This window comes from Streptomyces sp. NPDC014864 (assembly GCF_043081525.1).
In the GTDB taxonomy this organism is placed as follows: Bacteria; Actinomycetota; Actinomycetes; order Streptomycetales; family Streptomycetaceae; genus Streptomyces.
Map to the genome: position 1 here is coordinate 1 of NZ_JBIBWT010000040.1, position 9,643 is coordinate 9,643.

10 protein-coding genes are annotated in these 9,643 nt (G+C 72.8%); 9 read left to right on the top strand and 1 reads right to left on the bottom strand.

The features are described 5' to 3' along the window. The 5 genes from ACF1A5_RS33505 to ACF1A5_RS33525 all read left to right on the top strand — a co-directional run. Window positions 1-356, top strand: a 356-nt coding sequence (locus tag ACF1A5_RS33505) for an alpha-glucosidase C-terminal domain-containing protein (protein WP_392196620.1), incomplete at its 5' end; no start/stop codon positions are given. Window positions 357-385: 29 nt separating this feature from the next. Continuing rightward, entirely contained in the window at window positions 386-1,774 is a 1,389-nt protein-coding gene (locus tag ACF1A5_RS33510) for a maltokinase (protein WP_392196621.1), read from the top strand. 4 nt (window positions 1,775-1,778) lie between these two features. Then, the gene (gene glgB, locus ACF1A5_RS33515; RefSeq protein ID WP_392196622.1) at window positions 1,779-4,007 is read left to right on the top strand and encodes a 1,4-alpha-glucan branching enzyme; all 2,229 of its coding nucleotides are present in this window, start codon (window positions 1,779-1,781) and stop codon (window positions 4,005-4,007) included. A 166-nt stretch (window positions 4,008-4,173) separates the two neighbouring features. Continuing rightward, the gene (locus ACF1A5_RS33520) at window positions 4,174-5,262 is read left to right on the top strand and encodes a glutamate--cysteine ligase (protein ID WP_392196623.1); all 1,089 of its coding nucleotides are present in this window, start codon (window positions 4,174-4,176) and stop codon (window positions 5,260-5,262) included. Window positions 5,263-5,443: 181 nt separating this feature from the next. Further along, the gene (locus ACF1A5_RS33525; RefSeq protein WP_392196624.1) at window positions 5,444-7,351 is read left to right on the top strand and encodes an AMP-dependent synthetase/ligase; all 1,908 of its coding nucleotides are present in this window, start codon (window positions 5,444-5,446) and stop codon (window positions 7,349-7,351) included. Between the two features lie 36 nt (window positions 7,352-7,387). On the opposite strand, the gene ACF1A5_RS33530 is transcribed toward ACF1A5_RS33525, so the two are convergent. Continuing rightward, window positions 7,388-7,675: a DUF4190 domain-containing protein gene (locus ACF1A5_RS33530; RefSeq protein WP_392196625.1), complete on the bottom strand. Its 288-nt coding sequence runs from the start codon at window positions 7,673-7,675 to the stop codon at window positions 7,388-7,390. 198 nt (window positions 7,676-7,873) lie between these two features. Between ACF1A5_RS33530 and ACF1A5_RS33535 the strand changes: the two genes are divergently transcribed. From ACF1A5_RS33535 to ACF1A5_RS33550, 4 genes are all read left to right on the top strand, one after another. Continuing rightward, the gene (locus ACF1A5_RS33535) at window positions 7,874-8,038 is read left to right on the top strand and encodes a hypothetical protein (RefSeq protein WP_392196626.1); all 165 of its coding nucleotides are present in this window, start codon (window positions 7,874-7,876) and stop codon (window positions 8,036-8,038) included. Between the two features lie 3 nt (window positions 8,039-8,041). Next, window positions 8,042-8,314, top strand: coding sequence for a DUF4190 domain-containing protein (locus tag ACF1A5_RS33540; RefSeq protein WP_392196627.1), 273 nt, complete (start codon window positions 8,042-8,044; stop codon window positions 8,312-8,314). Window positions 8,315-8,454: 140 nt separating this feature from the next. Then, window positions 8,455-8,895, top strand: coding sequence for a hypothetical protein (locus ACF1A5_RS33545; RefSeq protein ID WP_392196628.1), 441 nt, complete (start codon window positions 8,455-8,457; stop codon window positions 8,893-8,895). A gap of 154 nt (window positions 8,896-9,049) precedes the next feature. After that, window positions 9,050-9,484 (top strand): ATP-binding protein, encoded by a 435-nt coding sequence (locus ACF1A5_RS33550; RefSeq protein WP_392196629.1) that lies wholly within the window; start codon window positions 9,050-9,052, stop codon window positions 9,482-9,484. Window positions 9,485-9,643 lie beyond the last annotated feature (159 nt).

Genomic DNA, 9,643 nt, shown 5'->3' on the forward strand with positions numbered 1-9,643 from the left:
TGTCCTCGCCCTCCTCGCTGCTGCACTGGACCCGCCGCATGATCGAGATCCGCAAACAGAACCCCGCCTTCGGCCTCGGCTCCTACACCGAACTCCCGTCGTCGAATCCGGCGGTCATCGCGTTCCTCCGCGAGTACAAGGACGACCTCGTCCTGTGCGTGCACAACTTCTCCCGGTTCGCGCAGCCCACCGAACTCGACCTGAGCGTCTACGACGGACGGCACCCGGTCGAGCTGATCGGCGGGGTGCGCTTCCCCGCCATCGGTGAACTCCCCTACCTGCTGACCCTCGCGGGACACGGCTTCTACTGGTTCCGGCTCACCCGAGCCGCATCCCGGATCGGCCGACGAGCTTGAGCGTGTGGCCGACGAAAGGAGGCGCGACCGTGCCGAAGACCGCAATCCTCCAGCCGGGTACCACGGGCCTCGCCGGACCGATGGCCTCGCTCGTCGGGCTGCTGCGCGAATGGCTGCCGCGCCAGCGCTGGTTCGCCGGGAAGGACCGGCCCGTCACCGACCTGCGCCTGCTGTCCACGACGGAGCTGTTCCCGGGCTGTCTGCACCTGCTGGTCCACGCCGATCACGGGGGCCTCCCACCGGGCCAGGGGGCCGCGGGCGTCCCCGCCCCCGCGGGCACACCGCCGCCCGCCGACTGCTACCAGCTCCTGCTCGGGGTACGCGAGCAGCTGGCTCCGCGGCTGTGCCGGGCGTTCATCGGCCGGGCCGTGGAAGGACCGCTGGCGGGCCTGGCGATCTACGACGCGCTGTACGACCCCCGTTCGGCGCGGCTGCTGCTGGAGCGGCTGCGCCGCCCCGGCACGGCGGGCCCGCTGCGCTTCGAGGCCGACCGGTCGGTGCACATCCCCGGCGATCTGGTGCCGCGGCTGCTGGACGCCGAGCAGTCCAACTCCTCGATCGTGTACGGCGACGAGTTCATCCTGAAGGTCTTCCGCCGCATCCAGCCCGGCGTCAACCCGGACCTGGAGGTGCCGTGGGCGCTCGCCCGGCAGGGCTGCACCCGCGTGCCCGCCCCCGTGGCCTGGCTGCGCACCACTCGGCCGGAGGAGGCCACGCTCGGTGTGCTCCAGCCGTTCCTGCGCGACGCCGCCGACGGCTGGACGCTGGCTCTGCGCGCGCTGACCACCGGGGACGACTTCACCGCGCAGGCGCACCAGTTGGGGCAGGCGACGGCGGAGGTGCACCTGGCGCTGGCCACCGCCTTCCCCGCCGGTGAGCACCGGGAGACCGACCGGACGGCGGCGGCCATGGCCGAGCGTCTGGAGGCCGCCGCGCACAGCGTTCCCGCGCTCCGGCCGTACGCCTCCCGGCTGCGCACCGCCTTCGCCGCGCTCGCCGGCTGCGACGCCGGACCGCCTCCTCAGCGCGTTCACGGCGACCTGCATCTCGGCCAGGTGCTTCGGGCCGGGCGCGAGTGGTTCGTCATCGACTTCGAGGGCGAGCCGTCCCGACCGCTCGCCGAGCGGCGCATCCCCGAGTCCCCGGTGCGGGACGTCGCGGGGATGCTGCGCTCCTTCGACTACGCCGCCCGGCAGCGCCGCCCCTGGCGCCCGGAGTGGGCGCGCCGCTGCCGGGAGGCGTACTGCGCCGGCTACGCGTCCCGGGCCGGCTGGGACCCCCGTAAGAAACACGCCCTGCTGCGGGCCTACGAGACGGACCGTGCCGTGTACGAAGTGCTGTACGAGGCCCGGCACCGCCCCGACTGGCTCGACGTACCCATGGCGGCGATCGAACGTCTCGCCGTGAGAGGAGGCTGAACCGGTGGCACTGCGCGACACGTCACTTCCCGAGCCGTCCGGCCCGCCCGCGTCCGCGGACACGGGCGCGGCGGCCGCGTCCCTGGACCCCGCCGACCGTGAGCGCCTCCTGTCCGGCGCTCACCACGACCCGCACGCCCTGCTCGGCGCGCACCCGGTCCCGGGCGGCGTCGCCGTCCGGGCGCTGCGCCCGTTCGCCCGCTCCGTGAGCGTGGTGACCGGCGGGGCACGCACCCCCCTCGTCCACGAGGGCGACGGCCTGTTCTCCGCCGTCCTGCCGCTGGACGCGGTCCCCGCGTACACCCTGGCGGTGGCGTACGAGGAGGACGGTGCCGACGAGCGCGAGGTCCACGACCCCTATCGCTTCCTGCCCGCCCTCGGCGAGCTGGACCTGCACCTGATCCGCGAGGGCCGGCACGAGCAGCTGTGGAAGGCGCTCGGGGCGGAGCCCATGACCCACCAGGGGGTGGCCGGCACCCGGTTCACGGTGTGGGCGCCGAACGCCCGGGGCGTCCGGGTGGCCGGGGACTTCACCTTCTGGGACGGAACGGCGTTCCCGATGCGCTCCCTGGGCGCCTCGGGCGTGTGGGAGCTGTTCCTGCCGGGCATCGGCGAGGGCACGCGCTACAAGTTCGAGATCACCTCGCAGTACGGCCACCGGTTCCTCAAGGCGGACCCGATGGCGCGCCGCACGGAGGAGCCGCCCGCGACGGCGTCCGTGGTGACGGCCTCCCACCACGAGTGGGGCGACCGGGAGTGGATGGCGCACCGGGCGGACACCCCCGTGCACGAGGCGCCGTTCTCGGTGTACGAGGTCCACCTGCCGTCCTGGCGGCCCGGGCTGAGCTACCGCGAACTGGCCGAGCAGCTCCCGGCGTACGTCAAGGACGTGGGCTTCACGCACGTGGAGCTGATGCCGGTCGCGGAGCATCCCTTCGGCCCCTCCTGGGGCTACCAGGTGACCTCCTACTACGCGCCCACCGCGCGGCTGGGCTCGCCGGACGACTTCCGGTACTTCGTCGACGCCTGCCACCGGGCCGGGATCGGCGTGATCATGGACTGGGTGCCGGCCCACTTCCCGAAGGACGACTGGGCGCTGGCCCGCTTCGACGGGGACCCGCTGTACGAACCGGGGAACGCGCAGCGCGCGGAGCACCCGGACTGGGGGACGTACGAGTTCGACCTCGGCCGCACCGAGGTGCGCAACTTCCTGGTCGCGAACGCGGTCTACTGGTGCGAGGAGTTCCACATCGACGGCCTGCGGGTGGACGCGGTCGCCTCGATGCTCTACCTGGACTACTCGCGCGAGCCGGGGCAGTGGACGCCGAACGGGTTCGGCGGCCGGGAGGACCTGGACGCGGTGGCGTTCCTGCAGGAGATGAACGCGACCGTGTACCGCCGGGCGCCGGGCGTGGTGACCATCGCCGAGGAGTCGACGGCCTGGGGCGGGGTGACCGCGCCGACCGACTGCGGCGGCCTGGGCTTCGGGCTGAAGTGGAACATGGGCTGGATGCACGACTCGCTGGAGTACATGAGCCACGAGCCGGTCCACCGCAAGTACCACCACCACGAGATGACCTTCGCGATGGTGTACGCCTACAGCGAGAACTACGTCCTGCCGATCTCCCACGACGAGGTCGTGCACGGCAAGCGGGCCCTGGTGTCGAAGATGCCCGGCGACTGGTGGCAGCGCCGGGCCGACCACCGGGCGTACCTGGCCTACATGTGGGCCCACCCCGGCAAGCAGCTGCTGTTCATGGGGCAGGAGTTCGCGCAGGGCGGCGAGTTCTCCGAGGAGCACGGGCCGGAGTGGTGGCTGCTCGACGAGGGGTACTGCGCCGCGGGCGACCACCGCGGGGTGCAGAACCTGGTGCGCGACCTCAACACGCGGTACCGGGCCACCCCCGCCCTGTGGCAGCGCGACACCCGGCCCGAGGGCTTCCGGTGGGTCGCGGTGGACGCCGCCGACGACAACGTCTACGCGTTCCTGCGGTTCGACGCCGAGGGCACCCCGCTGCTGGCGGTGTCGAACTTCTCCCCGGTGGTCCGCGCCGGCTATCGCCTCCACGTCCCCGAGGACGTCGCCGCCTGGTGCGAGGTGCTCAACACCGACGCGGCCCGCTACGGCGGCGGCGACGTCACCAACTCCGACCCGGTCAAGCCGGAGGACGGCAGCATCAGCCTGACCCTGCCGCCCCTCGCCACGGTCTGGCTGACGCCGTACGCCCCCTGAGACCGGCCGCCCGTGGCGTCCCGGTCGTCCGCTCCGTGGCGTCCCGGCCGTCCTTCGGCGGTCCCGGGTGCCGCGCCCAGGTGTCTCCGGGCCGTCCCGGGGCAGTCGGGGTCGTACGACCCGGCGACCGGCCGGTGTCGCAGAGGACGGAGGAAGGGCGGCGAGGGTGCGCACCGTCGGAGTGGAGGAGGAGCTCCTCCTGGTCGACCCGGAGACCGGCGAGCCGAAGGCGCTGTCCGCGGCGGTGCTGGCCCACGCCGAGGCGGACGGCCCGGGCCGGGAGATGTTCGAGAAAGAGCTGTACGGCCAGATGCTGGAGTTCGCCACGCATCCGCAGACGGACATGGCCCGGCTCGGCGAGGAGATCGTCCGCTGCCGCAAGGAGGCGGCCCGGCACGCCGGGGAGATCGGCTGCGCGGTGGCCGCGCTGGCCTCCTCCCCGCTGCCGGTCAGCCCGTCCATCGTGATGAACGACCGCTACCAGTGGATGGCCGAGCAGTACGGCATCGCGACGCGGGAGCAACTCGTCTGCGGCTGCCATGTGCACGTGGCCGTGGAGTCCGACGCGGAGGGCGTGGCGGTCCTGGACCGGATCCGGCCCTGGCTGCCCGCGCTGCTGGCGATCAGCGCCAACTCGCCGTTCTGGCAGGGCACGGACTCGTGCTACGCCAGCTACCGCAGCCGGGTGTGGAGCCGCTGGCCGTCGGCCGGGCCGACCGAGCTCTTCGGCTCGCCCGAGCGGTACCACCGGCGGGTGGCGGACATGGTGTCCACCGGGGTGATCCTCGACGCGGCGATGGTGTACTTCGACGCGCGTCTGTCCGAGCGGTACCCGACGGTCGAGATCCGGGTCTCCGACGTGTGCCTGCACGCGGACACCGCCCAGCTGATCGCCACGCTGGCCCGCGCCCTGGTGGAGACGGCCGCGCGCGAGTGGCGGGCGGGGCGGGAGCCGGTCGACCACGGGGTGAGCCTGCTGCGGCTGGCCGCGTGGCAGGCGGGGCGGGGCGGTCTGGAGGGCGAGCTGCTGCACCCGGCGACCATGCGCCCGCGGCCGGCCGAGTCGGTGGTGCGGGACCTGCTCGACCACGTCGGCGAGGCCCTGGCCGAAACGGGCGATCACGAGCGCGTGCGGGAGGCCGTGACGGGGCTGCTGCGGCGGGGCAACGGCGCCCGGGTGCAGCGGGAGCTGATGGAGCGGACCGGGAGCCTGCGGGACGTCGTCACCGAGTGCGTGCGCCTCACCCAGAGGTGAGGGCTTGCCCGGCGGGCGGGCCCTTCGCGCCCCCCGGTGGGCCCACCTGACGCCGTAGATCACGGAAACGGGGCTACTTCCCCGTTCCGGGCACCCGGCACGTTCACCTGGGCTACATTCGACCAGCGTCGACACGGTACTCGTCGGCGAAGTCACCCTCCGTACACCCCAGGAGCAGTGCATGCGCGACTTCGCCCTCGCTCCCTCCGCCGTCTCCTCCATGACCGGCGGACTCGCCGACAGCGTCTTCGAGACGGCCGAGCTCCGTCCGACCCACCCCGTCCTGGCCCGCCGGCCCGACCCCGCCTCCGCGACGTGGGAGGAGGTCACCGCCGTGGAACTGCGGGACGAGGTCGCCGATCTGGCCAGGGGGCTGGTCGCCTCCGGGATCTCCCCGGGCCACCGCGTCGCGGTCATGGCGCGCACCCGCTACGAGTGGACGGTGTTCGCCTACGCCCTGTGGACCGTGGGCGCCGAGGTCGTCCCGATCTACCCGACCTCCTCGCGCGACCAGGTCGAGTGGATCCTGCGGGACTCGGCGTGCGTGGGGGTGGTCGTCGAGGACGAGCAGGGCGTCATGACCGTCGGCTCGGTCTGCGCCAAGCTGCCCGACCTGCGGCACGTGTGGCAGCTGGACGACGGGGCGCTGGCGCACCTCGTGGCGCGGGGCGCGGTGATACCGCCGACCACGGTCGACTCGCTGCGGCGGATCGTCCTGCCGGACGCGACGGCGGTGATCGCCTACACCTCCGGCACGATGGGCCACGCGATGGGATGCGCGCTGAGCCACCGCGCGCTGGCCAGCCCCTGCGACACGCTGCTGGAGGGCTGGGGGCACACGGCCGCGCCCCCGGGCGAGCAGGCAGCCGTCCTCGCCTTCCTGCCGTTCTCCCATGTGTACGGCCTGATGATCCAGGGCCTGTGCATCCGCGGCGGCATCCTGATGGGCCACGAACCCGATGTCACCCACGCCTCGCTGGCGTCGGCGCTGCGCACCTTCCGGCCGACGTACTTCTACGCCGTGCCGTCCGTCTTCGAGAAGCTCTACAAGACCTTCCTGCGCACGGCCCAGCAGGCGGGCCGCGGCGCCCTGTTCGAGCGGGCGGCCGGCACCGCGTGCGACTTCGCCGGGGCTCTGGAGCGGCAGCGGCTGGGCCGGGGCCCCGGGCCCGGATTCGACCTGCGGCTGCAGCACGCCCTGTACGAGCGGACGGTGTACCGCAAGCTGCGCGCGGCGCTCGGCGGCCGGGTGGTCCGCGCCACGTCCGGCGGCTCCCCGCTGAGCCGCGAACTCTCCCTGTTCTACGAGGGCATCGGCATCTACGTGCACGACGGGTACGGGCTCACCGAGACCGCGGGCGGGATCACCATGCAGCCGCTCGGCCGGGAGAAGTCCGGGACCGTGGGCAGGCCTCTGCCGGGCACCGAGATCCAGGTGGCCGACGACGGGGAGATCCTGGTGCGGGGGCCCTCGGTGTTCCAGGGCTACGTGAACGACGAGGCCACCACCCGGTCCGCGCTGCGCGGCGGCTGGCTGGCGACCGGGGACATCGGGCACCTGGACGCCGAGGGCTATCTCACGCTCACCGGGCGCAAGAAGGACATCATCATCACCAGCAGCGGCAAGAGCGTGGCTCCTGCCCTGCTGGAGCAGCGCCTGCGGATGCATCCGCTGATCCATCAGGCGGTGGTGGTGGGTGACAACCGCCCCTGCGTGGGCGCGCTGATCACGCTGGACCCGGACTTCCTGGCGCACTGGCGGGCCGCGCTGGCGCTCCAGGGCGGCACGGCGGGCCGCGAGGCGCGCGAGGAGAACGCCCTGCGCGAGGAGATCGGGCGGGCGGTCGCCGCCGCCAACAGCGTCGTCTCCCCTTCGGAGTCCATCCGCGTCTTCCGGGTGCTCCCGGAGCCCTTCGACGTGGCGAGCGGGCTGCTGACGCCCTCGATGAAGCTGCGCAGGGACGCCATAGTGCGCCACTACGCGTTCGAGATCGACGCCATGTACCAGGCGCGCAGCCGCGGTCCGCGCCGGCCCGCGCCCCGTGACACGACCGCCGACTGGGACGACTCCGACAACGTCTTCCGCTGACCCGGACCCGAAGGTCCGGGTGGCGGGGAGGACGGGTCAGCCGCCCACGTACCAGTGGAACCCGCCGTGGGCCGCGGAGACGGCCAGCAGCACGCCGAAGACCACCAGGTCGAGAATGCCCAGCACGATGCCGGCCTTCGCCATGCCCGCCCCGCCCTGCGCCGGCGCCCGGCGCAGGCCGACGGCGCCGAGCACGATCGCGAGCGGGCCGAGGATCACGTTGAAGAGGAACACCCCGATGATCCCCAGGACGAGACCCGCGACCGCCAGACCGTTGGTCCGCGAGTTCGGGGAGGCGGTGGGTGAACTGCCATAACTCGTCATCGTTCTCTCCCTGGATTCGTTGGCCGGTTGATGACCGGAGCTTTCAGATGCCCCTCGACGCGCCGAGCACACAGCGAAGTTGGGAAAACGGGGCTAACAGGTAGGCGTGACGCCGCACCCGTGGGAAACCTGTTCCGCATGATTCCGAAACCGCGAACTCCGCTGGTTCCCAAGCCCGTTCGAACCGAAAGGTGAGTCGTGCTCTTCCTGGTTGCCGCACTTCTGCTGCTGGCCGTTGTCCTCGGGTCGGCGGCCTATCTTCCCTGGCCGGTCACGCTGGTGCTGAGCACGGCCGTCGTCCTGTGGCTGGCCGTCTTCACCGTCCGTGAACGCCGGCGGCGCGGCCGGGCGGGGAGGGCCTGACCCATGCGGCTGACAGCTCCGCCTCGGCAACGCACCGGCAAGCGGGACACCGAAGGCATGGCCATCGCCTCTTTCGTGCTCGGCCTGGTGGGACTGGTGGTACTCAACCTGGTACTGGGGCCGGTGGCGATCGTGCTCGCCGTGGTCGCCCTGCGCCGGGACACCCCCCGCCGGTTCCGGGCCTGGCTCGGGCTCGCACTGGGCGTCACCGATCTCCTGCTGCTCGCCGTGCTGCTGGCCGTGCACCACGGCACGTCCTGGACCGCCTTCGGCTGAGTCCGCAGGACAGCAATCGGTACGAACCCCGCGCGCGACACGCGCCGCGCGCGAAGGACGCGTCGCGGGGGTTTACATTCGCCGGATCGTCGTAGGCGCACAGGGAGAGCCGTGCCGATCCTTGCGAGGAGCCGTCGTTGATGTCCCGTCACCTCCGCCGCCAACTTCTCTGTGTCCTGCTGGCCGTCGCCGTCGCAGCGGTGGGCCTGTGGAATGTCGTCAACGGGATGCGGGCGGCCGCCGCCGTGCTGACGCTCGGCGTGCCGGTGCTCCTGGTGGCGGCGGGCCGGGCGGGCCGCTCCCACCGGCTGCTGCTCGACTCGCACCGGCGTGCCCGGCGGGCCGCGCTGGGCGACGCGCCGCCCGTCGCCCCCGCCCGGCCGTGCTGCTCCTTCTGGCGCGCCCCCGCAGGTGCCGCCCACGAACCGGACTGCGCCCGCGCACCCCGCCCGGCGGCCCGGCGGACGTCCGGGGCGACGCGCGCGTGGCAGGAGCTGTACGAGGCGTGCTGTCTGCGCGGCTGGGAGTCCCGCGGGTCCGTGCACGACGTCCGGCTGTGCGCGCGCCGGGCGGCCGCCTGAGACGGGGTCCAGGCCCTTGATCGCCGCCCGCCTCCCCTGCGACCGGTCCCACTGCTGACCCACGCGTAGGGTCCGCGCCCATGGGAACAAGACAGGGGACGCAAGGGAAAGAATGGTCGACAGCCCGGCCACGACGGCGGGCCTGGAAGGCGAGATGGGAACCGAGCCGCGTTGGGACGACACACTGGCAACCGAGGGGATTCCGAGTCGCACCGCTCGCTTCGCGGGTGAGCTGCACCATGTGACGGGTGCGCGTCTGGCCGCGGAGGAGTTCATCGACGAGCTTGCACGCTCGGCTCCGCCGACGGCTCCCGAGCACTGGGACGACATCCTGCTGGTCGTCACGGAGCTCGCGGCCAACGCTGTGCAGTACGCGCCGGGCCCCTTCGAACTGCGGATGCGCCGCACCTTCGACGGGGTGCACGTGACGCTGAGCGACACCAGCACCACACCGCCGGCGCCCCGGCCCTTCCACCCCAGCCGCGGTGGCGGCGGAATCGGCTGGCACCTGGTCCACACGCTGTGCGACCAGGTCAGCGTCGTGACGCACGACCGCGGCAAGGACGTGCACGTCTTTCTTCCCTGGTGACTTCTCCCAGGGCGATCTTCTCCGCCGATCACGCCCGGGGCGCCCCCGGGCGGGCACGCCCCCGCGGCTAGGTCCTGTCTGATAATTGATCTTGTGGTGGGTCGTGGTGAGCTGACGGATGCGGCGTGGGAGCGGATAGCGCCGCTGTTGCCGGGTGTT

Excerpts from the sequence above, each read along its gene's own strand:
- ACF1A5_RS33525 (WP_392196624.1), top strand. The coding sequence starts at position 5,444 with ATGCGCGACTTCGCCCTCGCTCCCTCCGCCGTCTCCTCCATGACCGGC.
- ACF1A5_RS33530 (WP_392196625.1), bottom strand. The coding sequence starts at position 7,675 with ATGACGAGTTATGGCAGTTCACCCACCGCCTCCCCGAACTCGCGGACC.
- ACF1A5_RS33540 (WP_392196627.1), top strand. The coding sequence starts at position 8,042 with ATGCGGCTGACAGCTCCGCCTCGGCAACGCACCGGCAAGCGGGACACC.
- ACF1A5_RS33545 (WP_392196628.1), top strand. The coding sequence starts at position 8,455 with ATGTCCCGTCACCTCCGCCGCCAACTTCTCTGTGTCCTGCTGGCCGTC.
- ACF1A5_RS33550 (WP_392196629.1), top strand. The coding sequence starts at position 9,050 with ATGGGAACCGAGCCGCGTTGGGACGACACACTGGCAACCGAGGGGATT.